General features: G+C 55.2%; 17 protein-coding genes and 1 tRNA gene. 9 read left to right on the forward strand and 9 right to left on the reverse strand.

The genetic code is table 11. From position 1 onward, the window contains the following. Positions 1-14 precede the first annotated feature (14 nt). From rbfA to scpB, 6 genes are all read right to left on the reverse strand, one after another. Positions 15-425, reverse strand: coding sequence for a 30S ribosome-binding factor RbfA (rbfA, locus tag W822_RS44575; RefSeq protein WP_024007317.1), 411 nt, complete (start codon positions 423-425; stop codon positions 15-17). A 6-nt stretch (positions 426-431) separates the two neighbouring features. Further along, positions 432-3,470, reverse strand: coding sequence for a translation initiation factor IF-2 (gene infB, locus W822_RS44580; RefSeq protein WP_024007318.1), 3,039 nt, complete (start codon positions 3,468-3,470; stop codon positions 432-434). A 161-nt stretch (positions 3,471-3,631) separates the two neighbouring features. After that, positions 3,632-5,116 carry a transcription termination factor NusA gene (nusA, locus tag W822_RS44585; protein WP_024007319.1) on the reverse strand — a complete coding sequence of 495 codons (1,485 nt, stop codon included), beginning with the start codon at positions 5,114-5,116 and terminating at the stop codon, positions 3,632-3,634. Continuing rightward, positions 5,113-5,601 carry a ribosome maturation factor RimP gene (gene rimP, locus W822_RS44590; protein ID WP_024007320.1) on the reverse strand — a complete coding sequence of 163 codons (489 nt, stop codon included), beginning with the start codon at positions 5,599-5,601 and terminating at the stop codon, positions 5,113-5,115. Before rimP ends, nusA begins: the two co-directional genes overlap by 4 nt. Positions 5,602-5,998: 397 nt before the next feature. Further along, positions 5,999-7,657: a pseudouridine synthase gene (locus W822_RS44600; RefSeq protein WP_024007322.1), complete on the reverse strand. Its 1,659-nt coding sequence runs from the start codon at positions 7,655-7,657 to the stop codon at positions 5,999-6,001. 21 nt (positions 7,658-7,678) lie between these two features. After that, positions 7,679-8,731 (reverse strand): SMC-Scp complex subunit ScpB, encoded by a 1,053-nt coding sequence (scpB, locus tag W822_RS46020; protein WP_024007323.1) that lies wholly within the window; start codon positions 8,729-8,731, stop codon positions 7,679-7,681. Positions 8,732-8,799: 68 nt separating this feature from the next. Between scpB and W822_RS44610 the strand changes: the two genes are divergently transcribed. After that, a tRNA-Met gene (locus W822_RS44610) sits at positions 8,800-8,876 on the forward strand. Between the two features lie 231 nt (positions 8,877-9,107). On the opposite strand, the gene W822_RS44615 is transcribed toward W822_RS44610, so the two are convergent. Next, on the reverse strand, positions 9,108-9,335 hold the full coding sequence (locus tag W822_RS44615; RefSeq protein WP_024007324.1) for a hypothetical protein: 228 nt from the start codon (positions 9,333-9,335) through the stop codon (positions 9,108-9,110). Between the two features lie 73 nt (positions 9,336-9,408). Between W822_RS44615 and W822_RS44620 the strand changes: the two genes are divergently transcribed. Together W822_RS44620 and W822_RS44625 are read left to right on the forward strand one after the other, a co-directional pair. Then, on the forward strand, positions 9,409-9,687 hold the full coding sequence (locus tag W822_RS44620; RefSeq protein WP_024007325.1) for a type II toxin-antitoxin system RelE/ParE family toxin: 279 nt from the start codon (positions 9,409-9,411) through the stop codon (positions 9,685-9,687). Positions 9,688-9,696: 9 nt separating this feature from the next. Beyond that, positions 9,697-9,978, forward strand: a complete 282-nt coding sequence (locus tag W822_RS44625) for a HigA family addiction module antitoxin (RefSeq protein WP_172642831.1) — start codon at positions 9,697-9,699, stop codon at positions 9,976-9,978. A gap of 208 nt (positions 9,979-10,186) precedes the next feature. Here the strand turns inward: W822_RS44625 and W822_RS44630 are convergent, their stop codons facing one another. Next, positions 10,187-10,720 carry a DUF421 domain-containing protein gene (locus W822_RS44630; RefSeq protein WP_024007327.1) on the reverse strand — a complete coding sequence of 178 codons (534 nt, stop codon included), beginning with the start codon at positions 10,718-10,720 and terminating at the stop codon, positions 10,187-10,189. A gap of 275 nt (positions 10,721-10,995) precedes the next feature. Between W822_RS44630 and W822_RS44635 the strand changes: the two genes are divergently transcribed. Genes W822_RS44635 through queE form a run of 5 tightly spaced genes read left to right on the forward strand, consistent with a single transcriptional unit; the run spans position 10,996 to position 16,602 of the window. Further along, positions 10,996-11,520 (forward strand): (2Fe-2S)-binding protein, encoded by a 525-nt coding sequence (locus W822_RS44635; RefSeq protein ID WP_051401871.1) that lies wholly within the window; start codon positions 10,996-10,998, stop codon positions 11,518-11,520. Beyond that, a complete protein-coding gene (locus tag W822_RS44640; protein ID WP_024007329.1) occupies positions 11,517-12,533 on the forward strand; it encodes an FAD binding domain-containing protein in 1,017 nt (338 codons plus the stop codon). The genes W822_RS44635 and W822_RS44640 overlap by 4 nt, the downstream gene beginning before the upstream one ends. Before the next feature lie 13 nt (positions 12,534-12,546). After that, the gene (locus tag W822_RS44645) at positions 12,547-14,859 is read left to right on the forward strand and encodes a xanthine dehydrogenase family protein molybdopterin-binding subunit (RefSeq protein WP_051401872.1); all 2,313 of its coding nucleotides are present in this window, start codon (positions 12,547-12,549) and stop codon (positions 14,857-14,859) included. 5 nt (positions 14,860-14,864) lie between these two features. Further along, a complete protein-coding gene (locus W822_RS44650) occupies positions 14,865-15,959 on the forward strand; it encodes a 6-carboxytetrahydropterin synthase (RefSeq protein WP_024007331.1) in 1,095 nt (364 codons plus the stop codon). A 1-nt stretch (position 15,960) separates the two neighbouring features. Further along, a complete protein-coding gene (gene queE, locus W822_RS44655) occupies positions 15,961-16,602 on the forward strand; it encodes a 7-carboxy-7-deazaguanine synthase (RefSeq protein ID WP_024007332.1) in 642 nt (213 codons plus the stop codon). A 463-nt stretch (positions 16,603-17,065) separates the two neighbouring features. On the opposite strand, the gene W822_RS44660 is transcribed toward queE, so the two are convergent. Beyond that, positions 17,066-18,004: a YadA C-terminal domain-containing protein gene (locus tag W822_RS44660; RefSeq protein ID WP_024007333.1), complete on the reverse strand. Its 939-nt coding sequence runs from the start codon at positions 18,002-18,004 to the stop codon at positions 17,066-17,068. A gap of 336 nt (positions 18,005-18,340) precedes the next feature. On the opposite strand from W822_RS44660, the gene W822_RS44665 reads away from it, so the two are divergent. Then, positions 18,341-19,081: a haloacid dehalogenase type II gene (locus W822_RS44665; RefSeq protein ID WP_034281063.1), complete on the forward strand. Its 741-nt coding sequence runs from the start codon at positions 18,341-18,343 to the stop codon at positions 19,079-19,081. The last annotated feature ends 36 nt before the right edge of the window (positions 19,082-19,117 follow it).

The raw sequence follows: 19,117 nt of genomic DNA on the forward strand, positions 1-19,117 counted from the left end.
CGCTTACCCTGATCTTATTTGCGATCGTCTTTGGTGTCCGGCAAAGGATCCACGCTATCCGGATAATCTTCAGGACGATTGGCGCGATCAATCAGTTGTGTCATTTCAATGCCACGCGCCAACTGGTCATCATGGAAAAAGCGCAGCGTCGGTACTGTGTGGATATGCAGCATCTTGAACAGCAGAGAATGCAGCCAGCCGGCTTTTTCGTTGAGCGTGGCGGCAGCCGTTTCCGGCTCGGCACCCAGAACGGTAAACCACACTTTGGCGTGAGCATAATCGGCCGACAAATCCACGCCAGTCAGCGTAATCAGTCCTGAGCGCGAAACATCAAATTCGCGCTGGATCAGGACTGCCAGATCTTTCTGGATCTGCTCTGCCAGACGGACGTTCCGGTTGGCACCGGAGGATTTGTGACGGTTCATAATAATTTACAGTGTACGGGCAATTTCTTTGATTTCAAAAATTTCAAGCTGGTCGCCAACTTCGATATCGGAATTGCCGCGTAAGGTGATACCGCAATCGAACCCGGATTTGACTTCCTTGACGTCATCCTTGAAGCGCTTGAGCGATTCAAGATGGCCAGACCAGTGGACAACGTTGTTGCGCAACAGGCGAACCTGGGAATCGCGCCGGACCACGCCTTCGGTGACCATACAACCGGCAACCTTGCCGATACGGGAAATGCTGTAAACCTCACGGATTTCAACCATACCGATGACTTCTTCACGCTCTTCCGGCGCCAGCATGCCGGACATGGCATTGCGAACGTCATCAACCGCATCGTAGATGATGTTGTAGTAGCGTACGTCAATATCATTGGCTTCGGCCAGTTTTCTCGTGGTCTGGTCAGCGCGGACATTGAATCCGATCACAACCGCATTGGAGGCGATGGCCAGATTGATATCGCTTTCGGAAATACCACCAACGGCAGCGTGAACGACCTGTACCCGGACTTCGTCCGTGGACAGCTTGGTCAATGACTGCACAAGCGCTTCCTGTGAGCCCTGAACGTCGGTCTTGACGATCAGCGACAGGGTTTGCAGGCCTTCGCCGATATTGTCGAACATGGACTCCAGTTTTGCTGCCTGCTGTTTGGCCAGTTTTACATCACGGAATTTACCCTGGCGGAACAGCGCGATTTCGCGCGCCTTGCGCTCATCGCCCAGCACCAGAACCTCATCACCCGCGCGTGGCACCTCGGTCAGACCCTGAATTTCAACAGGGATGGCCGGACCTGCCTTGTTGATCGGCTTGCCGTTTTCATCGAGCATGGCGCGTACACGGCCAAAGCTTGCGCCGGCCAGCAATGCGTCTCCACGATGCAACGTGCCGCTTTGAACCAGAATCGTTGCAACCGGTCCGCGTCCCTTGTCAAGACGCGCTTCGATCACAATACCTTTGGCTGGCGCGTCAACTGGTGCTTTCAGTTCGAGAATCTCGGCCTGCAGCAAGACGTTTTCCAGCAGTTCGTCAATGCCGGCACCGGTTTTGGCAGACACGGGGACAAACGGAACATCGCCGCCGTACTCTTCAGGTACGACTTCTTCTGAAACCAGTTCCTGCTTAACGCGCTCCGGATTGGCTTCGGGTTTGTCGATCTTGTTGACGGCCACGACCATGGGCACACCGGCCGCTTTCGCGTGGTGAATGGCCTCTTTGGTCTGTGGCATCACGCCGTCGTCGGCCGCTACCACCAGAATAACAATGTCGGTCGCCTTGGCACCACGGGCACGCATGGCGGTAAACGCTTCGTGCCCCGGAGTGTCCAGGAAGGTAACCATGCCACCTTCGGTCTGAACATGGTAGGCGCCGATATGCTGCGTAATGCCGCCCGCTTCGCCAGACGCTACCTTGGCACGGCGTATATAGTCCAGCAGCGACGTTTTACCGTGGTCAACGTGGCCCATGACGGTCACAACCGGTGCACGCGGCAGCAATTCAGCGTCCGTACCCGTATCGCCAATATCCAGGAAGGCTTCGGGATCGTCCAGCTTGGCCGCGATCGCGTGGTGTCCCAGTTCCTCGACGACAATCATCGCGGTTTCCTGATCCAGCACCTGGTTGATGGTGACCATCTGACCCAGCTTCATGAGTTCCTTGATGACCTCGGCTGCCTTGACCGACATTTTGTGCGCCAGATCGGCCACGGTGATCGTTTCGGGAACATGCACCTCACGGGCAATAAATTCGGGGGTCGCCGGCTGATGAACCTGCGTATTCTGGTTCCTGTTGCGACCACGTGAACCACGACCACCACTGGAGCGCCAGCCATCTTCCTGCTTGGCAGGACCGGCGCGTTTATCGGCGGCAGGCTTTTTGCCACGGGACTGGTCGTCAGACCATTTACCTTCCGTTTCGCCGGGCTTGCGGGCGCCGCTCGCAGCCACTGTCTTGACGTCTTTTTTGCCTGCCTTTTTAGTCGCATCCGCGCCTTCTGTGGTCGGCGTGGCACGCAGCACCTTGCGCGGCTTGTTCAGCATGTCGCGCAACGCAGCGGCTTCGGCTTCGGCCTGACGGCGCGCTTCATCGCGACGGGCATCGGCTGCTTCGTTGCGTGATTCGGCGGCCCGGCGAACGGCAGGCGCAGGACGCGACGCGTCGGCCGTGCGGGGTCGGGCTGGCGTGCCCCGCGGCGCATCGGACTTACCCTGATCACGGCCGGAGGCAACGCGGGTATCGTCTGCGCGCGCAGTGCTGGTGTTAGGTTGGCTGGCTGGTTTGGGTGTCGCTGGTGCGACAGCTTCTTTCGTTTCGGGCAATTGAGTCGCTGTTGTATCGGTAGTTGTGACATCCGCCTCTGGTGCCGGCGCGGCTGCCGTTGCATTGGCGTCCGACGGGGCATCAGATACAGGTGGTTTGTCGTCAGAATCGGCGGCTGCAGGCGATTGCGTCGCAGCGGGCGTTGCCGTTTGTTCCGGTTCCGCATTTGCTGGCTCGGCATTGGCCGCCTTATCGCTCCCGGCCTTGACTGCGTCAGATTGCGCAGGGGCCTGTTGAGTCGCAGACTCAGTGGCCGTCACGGTGTCGGCTGCAGCCTGCTGGCCAGTTTCGTTGGTGTCGGTTCCCGCAGTGCTTGCGGTTGCCGGGAAATTCTGCTCGGCAGCAGCCGGCGCGGGCGCTGCGGCCTCGTTCGCTTCGGGCGCTGTCGCTGCTTCGGGCTTGCCTTCAGTCACATCCCGTTTGACGAAGACGCGTTTCTTGCGTACTTCGACCTGAATTGTCCGTGAACGGCCGGAGCCATCCGCCTGGCGGATTTCTGATGTTTCGCGACGAGTGACGGTGATTTTTTTTCCATCTTTTGCACCATGCGCACGACGCAGTGAATCCAGAAGTTTCGCTTTGTCGCTTTCTGTCACGACATCATCCACCGATTTCAGATTCACGCCAGCCGAGCGAAGCTGTTCAAGCAACACATTCGCTGGCATTTTGAGTTCGACGGCAAACTGGTTTACGGTATTACTGGGCATTAAGTTCTCTCTTCCCTTACAACGTTTCAATAACTGGCTGATGACCACTGAGCAAAGCGCAAACTTCGTTATTCAGGGCTGGATCAACAAAGCCGTTGTACCCGCTTTGCCTGCGGTGGCCATCCGCAAGCTGACACGCACACAACGGTCCTGCCTTGTTGTCACTTTTCTTCGTCATCAAACCAGTGCGCCCGGGCGCGCATGATCATCTCGCTGGCCTGCTCATCTGTCATACCGGTGATTCCGGCCAGCTCATCGGTCGCAAGTTCGGCCAGATCGTCAAGCGTCGCCACGCCGGCATCGCCCAAAGCGGCGATCAGTTCCGGGGTCATGCCTTCCAGATCAAACAGGTCTTGCGCTGTTTCAACCCGCTCTTCCTGGGCAATGGCCTCGGTCAGCAGGGCAGTACGTGCGCGGTTGCGCAATTCGTTGACGGTTTCTTCATCGAAACCATCAATTTCCAGCAATTCCTGGATGGGCACATAAGCCACTTCTTCCAGTCCGGTAAAGCCTTCATCGATCAGGATGTTGGCGACTTCTTCGTCTACGTCCAGGCGCTCCATGAACATAGAGCGCTGGCCCGTACGTTCCTCTTCCTGGCGGTTCTGATTCTCTTCAGGCGTCATGATGTTGATTTGCCATCCGGTCAGATCGGAGGCAAGACGCACGTTCTGGCCACGCGATCCGATCGCCTTGGGCAGATTCTCGCCGTCGACCACGACGTCCATGGCGTGCTTGTCTTCGTCCACAACAATGGATTCGACCGCAGCCGGTGCCAGTGCGCCGATCACAAACTCGGCCGGCTCATCGGCCCACAGAACGATATCGACCTGCTCGCCACCCAGTTCATTACGGACAGCTGTCACACGCGAACCGCGCATGCCGACGCATGTGCCGATGGGATCAATACGCTTGTCATAGGCCACAACTGCAATTTTAGCGCGAAGTCCGGGATCACGGGCAGCAGCCTTGATTTCAAGCAAACCTTGCTCGATTTCCGGCACTTCATTCTCAAACAGTTCACGAATGAATTCAGGCGCGGTGCGCGACAATAGAACCTGCTGGCCCCTTGCCGTACGATCCACCTTGGCCACCCAGGCCCGAACCCGATCGCCAACGCGCAGGTTTTCCTTGGGGATCATTTCGGAACGAGGCAAACGCGCTTCGATCTTGCCGGTTTCAATAATCGCATCGCCTTTGTCGAGACGCTTGATCGTGCCAGAAATAATGGTTTCGCCACGATCCAGGAAGTCATTGAGCACCTGCTCTCTTTCAGCATCACGGATTTTCTGGATAATGGCCTGCTTGGCCGCCTGGGCGCCAATACGACCGAACTCTACCGGCTCCAGGGGGTCTTCCAGATACTCACCCACCTCGATGCCGGGCTGAATTTCCTGTGCTTCGGACAGCAGTTCCTGACGATCCGGCTCCTGCAGGCCCGCATCATCGGGCACCACAAGCCAGCGCCGGAACCCTTCGTGCGAGCCATTTGAGCGATCAATCACGACACGAATATCGGCGTCGTCCTTAAAACGCTTTTTCATGGCCGAGGCAAGCGCATTTTCAAGCGCGCCAAACACGACTTCACGCGATACGTTTTTTTCACGTGCCAATGCATCTACAAGCAGAAGAATTTCGCGACTCATCGCTTTTTACCCTTGAAATCAAGAACCGGATCCAGCTTTGCCTTTTCGACGTCGTCAAAGGCAAATTCAATTATCTGTGTCTCGTTCTTTTTAATGTCAAATTCCAGGCAGAACATCTCTGCCGGCGTACCATCTGAACTATCTTTGTGCCGCAGAATGCCGGTAAAAACCTTGCGATTGTCCTGCGCTTCACGTAATTTTACTTCTACACGCGCCTGCTGCGCGGCAAAGCGATCGAAATCGCGTCGCGTACGCAGCGGCCGGTCAACCCCGGGAGAGCCAACTTCAAGCCGTTTATATTCAATGTTTTCCACTTCGAATACGCGCGACAATTGCCGCGACACCTGTTCGCAGTCTTCGATGGTGGCTCCGCCCTCGCGATCAATCGTGACCCGCAACAAACCAAGCGCAGCGCGTTCGACATCAACGAGTTCAACACCAAGGCCGGCAATGGCCTGTTCGGTAAGCGTGTATAAATCAGTCATACAATAAAAAAATGGGCCCTTTCCAGCCCATTGTTGTTGACAGCCTAGCGCGCAAAAAAAACCGCAGATGCAACAATTTGCAGATGCAGCCATTTTTTGGCAGCCTACCCTGCACATTCAGACCCCCGCACCCGCGAAGGTCGTTTGCCTGTAAAAACAAGGTATTCATAGCTGTTTCTGGTTTGTGTTGTCTTTGCTGGCGCCCGAAGGTGATCAATAAAGGCGGCCAATACATAAAGCCCCTCAGGCAAAAACCCAAAAAAGGCGAAAACAAACCAGGCAATTAGTTAATCCAAAATTATAACAGAATAATCAATACTTTACTATTTACTCTGACACAGCAATCATTTTGTGGCAGCGGAAAAATCACAGTTGTCCGCTGCCCGCCCAATTACCATCAGCGTCCGTTACGATTACGCCCGATAAAACCCAATTGGGATTCGTGCGCAGACGGGCCGGACGGCTGCCATTCGTCACGATTACGCGAAGAAGCGCCCCGGGTATTATTGCCACGAGCGCCTTTATTACCAGGCGTGCGCGCGCCATTTTTGCCTCCACGCGAATGCTCTGCCGGCTTATCGCCCTGCCTTGCACCGGGGCGGCCATTTCTTCCCTCGGCAGCCGCAGCCGGACGCCGGTTATTGTACAGGCCGCCGCCAGCCCGGGCCGGACGCGCCGCGCCCGTCCCATTTGTCCGGCCGTGCCCGTTGCGCTCGTGACCGCCCGCGCGACCGCCAAGCCCGTTCGCGCGCGGCCTGGCCGGCGCCTCAAAACCAGGCGGCATCGCATTATCGTGAGAGATGGGCTGACGTGGACGACGGTTACCCGCCCCCTCTTCTTCCTTGACCAGGCCAATCTGGATCATCAATGCGGTGACTAGCGTCGGCTCCAGCTCTTCCCAGCGACCGCGCTTCAGATTACGGGGCAGTACAATATCGCCAAAGCGGGTACGAATCAGCCTGCTGACCGTCACACCCACCGCCTCGAACATGCGCCGCACCTCGCGATTGCGCCCTTCCTGCAAAGTGACCCGGTACCAGCGATTACTGCCCTCGCCCCCGATAAACTCCATACTGGTAAAGGAAGCCGCGCCGTCATCCAGCACAATTCCGTTGACCAGACTGTCACGCTGTGCGTCAGTCATGTCACCCAGAACCCGTACTGCATACTCGCGTTCGTTGCCAAAGCGCGGATGCATGAACCGATGCGCCAGATCACCCGAGGTCGTAAAGATCAACAAACCCTCGGTGTTCAGATCCAGCCTGCCGACGGAAATCCATTTGCCGGTACGCATTTTCGGCAGACGTGAAAAGACAGAAGCGCGACCCTCGGGGTCATCGTGACTGACAATCTCTCCGGCCGGCTTGTGATACAGAATGACACGCGGCGGACGTTTGGCATTAGGTCTTGTGACCAGTTGCCCATTGACCCGAACCTGATCCTGGGGGCCGACCCGCTGCCCGATATGAGCAGGCTCGCCATTGACCGACACGCGTCCGGAGATAATCAGCTCTTCCATATCGCGGCGCGAACCGACACCGGCATCCGCAAGCACCTTGTGCAACTTGGGATTGACCGCATCGCTGTTTAATATCTTGTTCAGTTTCTGCTCAAGCCGCGCCGTGCCGTCAAGATAAGCCAGCGCACGATCTGCGTCCTGCTCATCCTGCGCAGGCGTAAACGGGCTGACCGCTTCGCCGCCAGACTGACGCTGTTGCGATGCCCGAGGTTTGCCGCCAGCAGTCCGCGCTGCGGGGGTCCGACGAGGGCGCGCCGGCGCCTTGGCCTTTGGCGCGGCCGCTTCGGCCTGAGGGTTCGCCTCGGCAGGTTGTTCTGTCTTTTCTACGACAGCATCGGCGCGACGGCGACGAAAAGGTGTTCGCAATTTGCGACCCTTGCCTTTCTGACGCGGATCGGCATCAGGCGCCGCGCTGGTCTCATCTGCCCCCTGGATGGTAATCACCCGCGTGGCTGAATCATTGTCGTATTCGTTTGAACGGTTTGAACGCGCTTCATTTGAATTGTTTTCCGCATCAACGTGATCCGAACTATTCATTATGTTTGTAACTCCAAAAAACTATGTTTTATTTTTTAAATCGTCGTTTTGATTATCATTCGCCTCCCACTCTGATGATGGTTCACCAGCAGGATCAGCATTATGATCGTCTGTTTGTTCATTTTGTGCCGTATCGGCCAAATCCGCTTCGGCTTTCTCCGAGTCGGTCAACATCCCTTCGATAACCGGCGCTGTCTCGCGCGCATCAATCGTCCGGGACACGCCATCGGAATCAGCAACCGACTCCTGCACATCATCCGCATCCGATATGTCCGCCTCAACCGCGGGCAACATTACAGGCTCATCCACACCTGCCTGCACCGCGTCGGACTGGTCTGACGCAAAAGACGCATCCTCAACCTGCTCCGCGTCTGCATCTGGCGATTCCTGTTCGGCAATGTCCAAATTGATTTCATCCGAGAGGTCGGCATCCGGCGCGGCAACTTCGACCACCTGCCCGACTGCTTGCCCATCATCTGATTCTATCTGGTCCTGAGCGCCTTGCGCTGATACTGTGATATCCATACCCAGCTCGGACAAATCCGGCAAGCCGGCTTCGCCGCTTTCCAGAGCAGGCAGATCATCCAGCGCCTTGAGCCCAAGATCATCAAGAAATTGCTTGGTAGTCCCCAATAACGCGGGACGCCCCGGAGCATCACGATGCCCTAGCACGTCTATCCAGCCGCGCTCTTCTAACGTTTTGATGATTTGTGATGAAACCGTAACGCCGCGGATGTCTTCTATGTCTCCGCGGGTAACCGGCTGACGCCAGGCAATAATTGCCAAAGTTTCCATCACCGCCCGCGAATATTTGGGCGGCTTTTCAGGATTCAGGCGTTCTAAATACTTTTGCATCTCGGGCCGACTCTGAAAACGCCAGCCACTTGCCAATTCCGATAATTCTAAACCTTTCTCTGCCCATTCGTCTTGCAATACCTGTAACTGTTGTTTAATTACGTCATTATCAACTTCTTCCAGATCAGTGAATAATTTGCGCAAATCTCCGATTTTCATGGGCTCATCGGCGCAAAGCAAGGCGGTTTCTAGGATTTTTAGAGATAAATTCTGGTCCATGATATTTCACTTGGGGTTATCAGACTTGCATGATAACTCAAATTGGATTACTATTCTTTTTTACCAGACGCGGGGTGGAGCAGTCTGGCAGCTCGTCGGGCTCATAACCCGAAGGTCGTAGGTTCAAATCCTGCCCCCGCAACCACGGATATCAACGGTCCGATCGCATATTCAAGCGTTCGGGCCGTTTCTATTTGTGCCCATACCTCTCTGGGCCCGTCGTCCGGCTCTCTGAGCAAAAGTTGGATCGGCCCGAAAATATCAAATAAGATGGGCTTTGCTGCAAATGCGTTTTCCGAGACCTCGGCATTCAGACGCATCAACAACTCCCGAAACATCGATTGCACATTTGGAATACGTGCGCTGGCGGCGCCAGTCAGCCTCTGCAAGCGCGAACCTGTTGTTTTTTTCTCTCCTGCTCAAGCAGTTTTAAGCGTCCGGCCAGGGAATCACTTATTTCCACGGCAGCGATCGCATCAACAATTTTTACAATTTCGCTGTTAATCGTCTGCAACCGTTTTTCGAGTAACGCACGGTCGGCGCCGGCATCTCCCTCCCGTAGTACGATCGAATGCCCTGTCGCTCTGCTCGTGTGAGATGCCATACGCAAACCATACCCGGCATTGACTATGCACAGGCAATATCGTATAGTTACGGTATACGATTTAGAGCCTGAAATGATTAAAAGTTTTGTTCACAAAGGGTTAGAAGCGTTTTTCAAAACTGGCAGTAAAGCTGGCATACGGCCCACACACGCAGCTAAATTACACACATTACTATCCGCTTTGAATCGCGCCGAAAGCGCGCTGGACATGAATGCACCTGGTTGGGACTTGCACACCTTGCATGGGGATCTGGCTGGCTATTGGAGCGTCAAAGTAAATGCAAATTGGCGGGTGATCTTTAAGTTTGTTGAGCAAAACGCCGAAGTTGTTGATTATCTGGACTATCACTAGGAGTACATCATGCGTATGCACAATCCCGCACACCCAGGAATCGTATTGCGCGAATATCTGGGTCAAACAAGTGTCACTGAAGCTGCACAACGGCTCGGAGTAACCCGCGCAGCACTGTCTCGTATCCTGAACGGAAAAGCCGCCATTTCAGCAGATATGGCGGTGCGCCTTTCAATTCTGCTTGGCACCAGCAGTGGCATGTGGGCAGGTATGCAATCGGACTACGATCTATGGCAGGCAGAACAACTACGCCACGATTTCGTAGTACCGCTAAACCGAGCTTTGGCATGATTGATAGAGCCTTGTTATTTTGGATAACGCAACCATAGATGATTGATTTCCACAAGACACCTGAGCTGTTGCAGCTGCTGGTTGTAGATAGCAGACCCGCAACCAGTTACACAAAACGGTCCGGTCGCATTGTTCAATGCCCGGGCCGTTTTTATTTATAGTGTACTGATCTTGGCGCAGTTCCGGGCGTCACGTTCGCTCCTGCCTATCACGGATTGTCGTTCCATGTTGTATCGGATATCCCGACCGCCTCGCCGTCATTGTCTGCCTTGATAACGCTCATTTCACCATTGGATTCGAGATAGGCACGCCTGACTTGCGCCAATTGGCTCACGCCATTGAGCCGCAACTGTTCCATCAGTTCAGTCCGCGTGACATATTCTCGTCGCATATTGTTCAGTTGCAGGACCCCATCCTTGATCAGAAGCAGCCTGTCCGGCTCAAGAATCCGGTTCACGATGGGAAAAAAATAGCCAAGGCGATCCACGAGAAAAGACCATAGTACTATCCCTGCTGCCACCATCAGGCCGTCGGTCACGGTATCCGACGGCCCTGACAGCCCGTTTCCGACCGCTTCCGACACAAGAATGACAACAACGATGTCCGCAAAACCCAGTGAACCGATGTTGCGCCGACCGCCCAATCTGAACAGCAGATAAATACACCAGTAAATGGCCGTGCTGCGCAAAAAAGCCTCCCCTACCGATTGCTGCATCTGGAATACGTCACTTAGCATGCTCATGATGATGACCCCTCCGAAAGTTCACCTGGCTATTTCATTTGTGTTGATTTTGAGTATACTGCGCAACCTTGCAAGACCGGCGTTCACCCTGCTCCAGAAGCACTGTTACCAGACGTATCGGGGACGGCCTTAACCTTTACGGTTCAGGATGAATGGGCTAAATTGTATTTAAGCTTCGGGCAATGACGGTGCGACACCCTTGATCGCAGAAGCAGTAAAGCGAAGTATGTTTTCCAGGGATCCGGTTTCCCGAGGCTCTTTTCAAGGAGATACTCATGGAACGACCACCCTGTATCCCGTCCCCGCCATGCGGCGCGCCCCTTCAGACCATGCGTGTCGCGTTGCGGGTGAACGGCCTCGAACACCAAATGGATATTGCGCCTTGGGTCACGCTGCTTGACGCTTTGCGCGACAGACTTAACCTCACCGGTACAAAAAAAGGATGCGATCACGGCCAATGCGGCGCATGCACCGTCCTGGTCAACGGCGTTCGGATCAATTCCTGTCTCACGCTGGCTGTCATGAACGACGGCGCAGATATCACGACAGTCGAAGGCCTGGAGACGGACGGAAGTCTTCACCCTCTGCAGGAAGCCTTCGTTAAACACGATGCGTTTCAGTGCGGTTATTGCACGTCGGGACAGCTGCTCTCAGCCATGGGGGTGATCGCTGAAGGACATGCAAAAACAAAAAGTGATATTCGCGAGCTGATGAGTGGCAATTTATGCCGCTGTGGTGCCTATCCCAACATTGTCGCAGCCGTCCACGAAGTACTGCAGGGCAGGGACGATGCCCTATGACACCATTCACTTACATGCAAGCCCGTACCGTCGAAGAAGCAGTACGGGCAGCAGCGTCGGACAACGAGGCCAGATACATTGCCGGTGGCACGAATCTTCTCGATTTGATGAAGGAAAATGTCGAGCGACCATCACATCTGATTGATGTGACCCATCTGCCTTTGAAGACGATCGCCGATACGCCAGACGGGGGATTGAGGATCGGCGCACTAACGACCAACAGTCAGGTCCAGTACGATGACCGGGTACGCCAGCGCTACCCTCTTCTGGCCAGTGCCATTGCTGCCGGCGCATCACCCCAGTTGCGCAATGCCGCCTCGACGGGAGGCAACTTGCTGCAGCGCACCCGTTGTTTTTATTTCTATGACACAGGCGTGGCCTGCAACAAACGTGTGCCCGGTTCAGGTTGTAGCGCCATTGGGGGCAAAAACCGCGCCCATGCCATTCTCGGGGCCAGTGATCATTGCATTGCCACGCATCCCTCCGACATGTGCGTTGCTCTGGCTGCACTGGATGCAACCGTGCAAGTAACCGGCCGCGAGGGCAATCGCACCATCGCCGTTGCCGATTTTCATCGTCTGCCTCAGGCGCAGCCGCATATTGATACCACGTTGTTGCCCGGAGAATTGATCACCGCAGTGGTCCTGCCTGCGGAAGGTTTCGCGGCACATTACAGTTATCTTAAATTGCGCGACCGATTATCGTACGCCTTCGCATTGGTCTCGGTGGCCGCAGCATTGCGAATGAAAGAAGGAACCATCACAGAAGCGCGTCTCGCGCTTGGCGGCGTGGCGCATAAACCATGGCGTAATTTATCGGCAGAGAAGTTCCTGAACGGCAAGAAATCGGATCGCACGGTCTTCACTCAAGCAGCCGATCTGCTGCTGAGCGAGGCCCAGGGACAGGGCGACAATGACTTCAAGATCCCGCTTGCCCGACGCGCCATCGTACGTGCGCTGGAACAGGCCGCAGCAGGAACACCGCAGTCGCAGATAAACAAACGCATCACGTGAGGGAGCATAGCGAATGAATAAACACACTGACAAAGCCGTCTCCCAACACCGGACCCTGCAAGCATGCCATGTGGGACAGGGTATCGCCCGCGTGGATGGGCGGGCCAAGGTCACAGGAGCCGCCAAATACTCAGCCGACTTCAATGCACCGGATCTGGTCCACGGATACGTCGTCAACAGCACGATCGCCAGGGGCCGTATCGTCAGCATTGATGCCGCCGGCGCGCTCGACTTCCCCGGTGTCATTGCCGTTTTCACGCATGAAAACCGGCCTGATCTGGCCTGGTTCCACCGCGACCATAAGGACAAAGACACGCCGACTGCACATTTTCGCCCATTGGCCGACGCAGTCATCAGATACAGCGGCCAGCCGATCGCCCTCGTGGTCGCTCAAGACGCCGAGACCGCGCGCTATGCGTCCACGCTCCTGCACGTGCAATACGAGATGGAACGTCACCAGACGAATCTGTCGGCGTTGTGTGACGATCCCGATCTGTCCCTGGATCAAAAGATGATTGTAAAAAAAACACCAAAGCCGCGCGGCGATGCGCCCCATGCCTTCGCCGGGGCGTCGATTCGCAATTGCACGCAATACCGTTTCCCGATTGAACATCACAACCCGATGGCACCGCACGCATCCACGGTCCTGTGGCATAGCAACGGCAAAATAACGGTACATGACAAGACACAAGGCTCCAGGCAGACACATGATTATATCTGCGAGGCTTTTGAATTGGACAAGGCCGATGTGCAGGTGGTGTCGCCCTATGTGGGCGGCGCCTTTGGACTGGCGATACGTCCTCAATATCAGCTTTTCCTGGCCGTCATGGCAGCGCGCGAGCTCAGGCTTTCGGTTCGTGTCGTGCTCTCCCGCGAGCAGATGTTTACGCTTGGTTATCGACCGGAAGCACTGCAGACGATTTCGCTGGCTGCTGAGTCAAACGGTGCATTGAACGCCGTTATGCACGACGCCATTGGCAATACGTCGCAACTCGAAGACTTCACCGAGTCCACCGTTAAATGGAGCGGTCTGCTCTATCAGTGCCCCAACGTGAAGCTGAACTACCGGCTCGCCCGCCTGGACCTTTATACACCGACAGACATGCGCGCACCCGGCGCCGCCAGCGGCGTGAACGCGCTGGAGCAGGCAATAGACGAAATGGCCTATCTGCTTGATATGGATCCCCTGCAATTTCGGCTGAAGAACTATGCCGAATGTGATCAAATTGAAAGCAGGGACTTTACCAGCAAGGAATTGAGAGCTTGCTATGCGCAAGGCGCAGAACGGTTCGGCTGGGCACGACGCCTGCACGCACCGCGCTCGATGCGCGAGGGGCGCGAACTCATTGGCTGGGGACTTGCCACCGGCGTCTGGGAAGCGTTCCAGCAGAAAGCCAGCGCACGTGCAACGCTGTCGCCCGACGGCCACCTCGACATCGCCACGGCCGCCGCCGATATCGGCACGGGAACGTACACTATTCTGACCCAGATTGCTGCCGATACGCTGGGGCTGCCTTTGTCGAGTGTGACGACCACCCTTGGCGACTCGTCCCTGCCGTGGGCCCCGGTCGAAGGCGGCTCATCGGGCGCGGCGTCTTTCGGCTCTGCCGTCAAAGCAGCCTGCGAAGCGCTCAAAAAACGCATTGCGAAGCACGCCATCGCCATGTCCGGCCCTGCTTTCGGACACGTGACCGAAGACGATCTTGTGTTCACCGGTGGTCAAATTTGCCTGAAAAGCGATCCCGACAAGCGCGTACATCTTAAGGAAGTCATTAAACGCATCAACATCAATCAGTTGACCGTCGACTGCTCTGCCGAACCAGACGCGGCAAGTAAAAAGCGATATTCACGCAATGCACATTCTGCGGTCTTTGTCGAAGTCCGGGTGGATGAGGAGCTCGGACAAGTCCGCGTCACCCGCGTAGTCAATGCCGTCGCGGCCGGCAGAATCCTCAATCCGAAAACGGCGGCAAACCAGATACTCGGAGGCATCGTATGGGGCATCAGCAAGGCATTGTATGAGGAAGGCATACTGGACCATCGTATCGGGCGATTCATGAATCATAATTTCGCCGACTATCACATTGCGACAAGTGCAGACATTGATGATCTCGAAGTCATATTCGTAGAAGAACATGACAGCGAAGTGAACCCGCTGGGGATCAAGGGCGTTGGAGAGATTGGCATTGTGGGTACGACAGCCGCTGTGGCCAATGCGATCTTTCATGCGACCGGCAAACGGATTTACGCATTACCGATTACAATGGATAAGATCCTGAGCAACGCGAAAGCGCAACAGGAATCAAATAACATTGGAAAAAAGTAGCACAGATGAAATCGTACCCTCCTCTTTTCAGAGCGACCTCTCGGTTTGAGGCAGCCAGGCAATTGGACTTTCCCGGCTTGAACCCTTCCCTGGGTGCCTTGCATGGTCATGGGTTTATTGTGTCGGTTCTGGCCGATTTGCCTGAAGACGCAGGCGGCTATCCTGGCGGCCAGGCTTTGCAGCTGCAGCAATCCGTGCAAGATCATGCTTCCACTTTGGACTACGGTTTTCTGAACGATACGATAGCGGATCCGACCGATGCAAATATCGGCCGGTGGATGCACGATAAGCTGGCGCAGTTGAATGTGAAGCGCATCCTGGTACAAAGCACGCCTGCAAGTGGGGTGGAAATCGACGCAGATAAAACGGTTTTTCTCTGGCGGAAATACCGCTTCCATGCCGCCCATCAACTGCCGAACGTACCCGCCGGCCATAAGTGCGGCCGCATGCATGGCCATGGTTTTCAGGTCGTTCTCCATGCGCAGGAACAAGACCACCAGGGCGTCAGACTGACACACGACGATCTGGATACGTGCTGGGCTCCGCTGGCAAGTCAGCTTGATTATCACTGCCTCAATGACATTCCAGGCCTCTCGAACCCCACAAGCGAGATCCTCTCTTCCTGGATTTGGGACAAGTTGTCCCCTGCTCTACCGCAATTGAAATGGGTGATGGTTTACGAGACAGCCAGCTGCGGTTCAATTTTTGACGGTAAACAGTACCGGATATGGAAGGACACCACAATCGACAGCGCCGTTCAATTTCAATGCGCGCCTGCCGGCGACCCAAGGGCTGCCATCCATGGCGATACCTATACCGTCCGATTGATGTTGTCGGCGCCACTGGACAGCAAAATGGGCTGGACTATTGATTTTGGCGACGTCAAAACACTGTTTGATCCCATCTTTAAATCGCTGGATCACCAGGCACTCTATGAAAGAGTCGAATTCAGGGAAGGCGATACCACATCAATTGGCAATTACGTCCTTCTTCAAATGAAAGCAGAATGTCCACACATAACCGGTGTACAAGTAATGGGTTCGGACGGGGTTGGTACAATACTTGATAGCAACTCACTGGGACCCGGTCTGCCCGACTGATATGACATACTCGATAAAAGAAATTTTCTACACCTTGCAAGGCGAAGGGATTCAGGCTGGCATGCCCGCGGTATTCTGTCGCGTTGCCGGATGCAATTTATGGTCGGGCCGGGAATCGGATCGGTCCACTGCAATCTGTCAGTTTTGCGATACAGATTTTGTCGGCACCGACGGCACGTTCGGCGGCAAATTCAGGACTGCCGAGGCCCTGGCGGACGCAATAGAAGCGCAATGGCCAAAACACGATGACACATCGCGGCTGGTGGTGGTCACAGGCGGAGAGCCCCTTCTGCAACTTGACGGGGCACTTATTGACGCCCTGCACGACCGAAAATTCAGGATTGCCGTTGAAACCAACGGCACAGTCGCAGCGCCGCCCGGTATTGACTGGATTTGTGTCAGCCCGAAACAGGGTGCGCCCCTTGTTCAGACAACAGGCAATGAACTCAAGCTTGTTTTTCCGCAGGAACAATTACGCCCGGAAAGCCTGGACAGATCGATTCTTCGATTTGATCATTATTTGCTGCAGCCGATGGATGGGCCGCTTTTGAACGACAATACGCAGGCTGCGATCCGTTATTGCCAGGACAATCCGCAATGGCGACTATCTGTGCAAACCCACAAAATAATCGGGATACGCTGAGTTCAAACGAAACGCCCCGGCCGAGGCCAGGGCGACGCAATGATTCACCTATCCAAAATTATAAATATCTCTGTTCTAAACATTGCGTGTCATGATATTACCGATTTATGCGAATGTTCATTATCAGGGATAACCCTTGTTTACAACATCAAATTGTAAAAAAAATCCCCGGTCATTGCTGACCGGGGCAAAAGTACGATGGATAGGTGAATATCATTCGTACGGCGCGAATTCTACACCGATTGCCAGGGTTAATCGTTGATTGGAAACATATAATTAACAAAAATTTGTAATTATCCCGTTATTGAAAGCCCTTGTTTAACAGAGACTTGTGAATACGGGTACCGCGATTTCCGATGTGCAGACAGCGACCTGCGCATCAAAGATCAGCATCAGGCGTCGGCCATCAGACTTCAGCGGCAGCTTGCCCGCCGGTATTCTTGCTACAAGGTGACCCGCCGCACTACCAGGCCAGGTTATAGCCCGCAGCAAGGCCGACACCACCCGCGGTATCCCAGGACGTGTTCACCCGCAGATGGCTGTTTTTGCCCGTTCTGAACGCCATGCCGGAAGCGAGCGCCATTTGGCCGCCATAGGAGCCCATGGACACCCCAAACGCAGTATTAGCGCCGGCTGGCGGCGGGGTCAGGGTTGTCATTGCCATTGCGCCTGAAATACCCCCGAGCGCCCGTTTGCGATATCTCTTGATTTGCGACTGCACTTGATCAATCCGCCTGTCGGTATACTGACGTGACCGGGTCACAGCACTGTTTTCAGCCTGCTGAGTACGCATTTCGGTAAAGTTGTTGGCGCCGGCAAGAACGGCGCGACCGACGTTTTCGGTGTAATAATCCAGGTCGTCGCTGCGGGTTTTGTCCGTATACGCCCTGGCCAGCTCAAGTACCTTTATATCGGCCGCATCGCTATGCGCAGCGGCTGCTGCAACCGCTTCGGCTTTTGCCTTTGCCTGGGCCGGCCCGATCAGATTGACAAGGTCATGTCTGACATTGTCGGTATAGGCCTGTGCGGCTTTCATTTGCCGGACAGTGACGGCCTCGTCATCTTTTGCCCCATCCTTCAGGCCAGACAACTTGCGGGACCCGAAATTCACGTCACCTGCCGTGGTTGAACGGGAACCGGTTCCGATGGCAATCCCACCGTTGGCGGCGTAGGCTTCATCCAGTCCGAAATGCCCGCTCTTGGCCCCGATGGCGATACTGGAGGTGCCGTGGGCCCGGGCATCCCAGCCAATCGCAATGCCGCTATGTGTTGCCACGGCCCCCAGACCCACGTCGACAGACACCGGCTCGGACGGTTCTGCCAGCGCCTGTGAACCACACACTGTGAATGAACTTAACACCAGCAGCGTGGCGCGCCGGTATGTTTTCCCTTGTCTACACATACAAAATATCTCTCAGAGTAAATCAGTTTTTGCCATGCTCCTCAAATGGCTGCCTGGTGAATACCTCACGCGACGCAGACCAGATGACAGCAAAAATATTCTAGTGATTCAGGGCGACTGAAAATATTCGTAAATACCGAGAAAATCGCAATTTGACCGCGCAAAGAGGATGGATTTAGCACAGATGTGGCAAGCAAGCCAAAAAGCATGAAGTGCGTTCAAACACGTGCGCAGCATGCCGGCCACAGGAAAAATGCGCTACATTGACAGCACATTGTCCGGGTGTTGAGTCTGATTGTTGCCGGTACCTGGTTCTGATTTCAAAGGTGATTCGATATGACAAAAGCAATACAGACAGATTTGCAAGCGCTCGTCTTCGATGTGTTTGGGACAGTCGTGGACTGGCGCAGCGGCGTGACCAGGGAAGTGGCGCAATTTACCCAGGCCTGTGGACTGGAAGACAAAATCGATCCTGCTGCCTTTGCCGACACCTGGCGCAGCCATTACGCCCCCGCCATGCAGGAAGTACGCGCCGGCAGGCGCCCCTTCACCCGTCTGGATATCCTGCACCGGGAAAATCTTGAAAAAACGCTGCAGTCGCACGGCGTGACGCCGTCCGCTCTGCCCGCCGATGCCCTGGATCAGCTCAATCTGGCCTGGCACCGACTGGATCCCTGGCCAGACTCAGTGGCCGGACTGACGCAATTGAAGGCTCATTACATTATTGCGCCGCTATCGAATGGCAATATCCGGCTGATGCTTGATATGGCCAAGCGGGCAGCGCTGCCCTGGGATGCGATTCTGGGTGCAGAAACGGCCCAAGCCTATAAGCCGTCACCTGAAGCCTACCTGCGAACGGCTGATATTCTGGGACTGGCACCGGAACAAATAGCGATGGTGGCAGCCCATAACAATGACCTGGCGGCAGCGCGCCGTTGCGGCCTGAAAACGGCATTTGTGGCGCGTCCTGCCGAGCATGGGCCGCAGCAGAAAACCGACCTTGTCGCTGAAGACGACTGGGATGTTGTCGCGACAGATATGATTGACCTGGCACGCAAACTGACCGGTTCCTTCTAGTGCATCTGGACAAAATGCTCGCCCGGTCGGTGCATG

Origin of the sequence: Advenella kashmirensis W13003 (genome assembly GCF_000506985.1) — a bacterium.
Lineage (GTDB): Bacteria > Pseudomonadota > Gammaproteobacteria > Burkholderiales > Burkholderiaceae_B > Advenella > Advenella kashmirensis_A.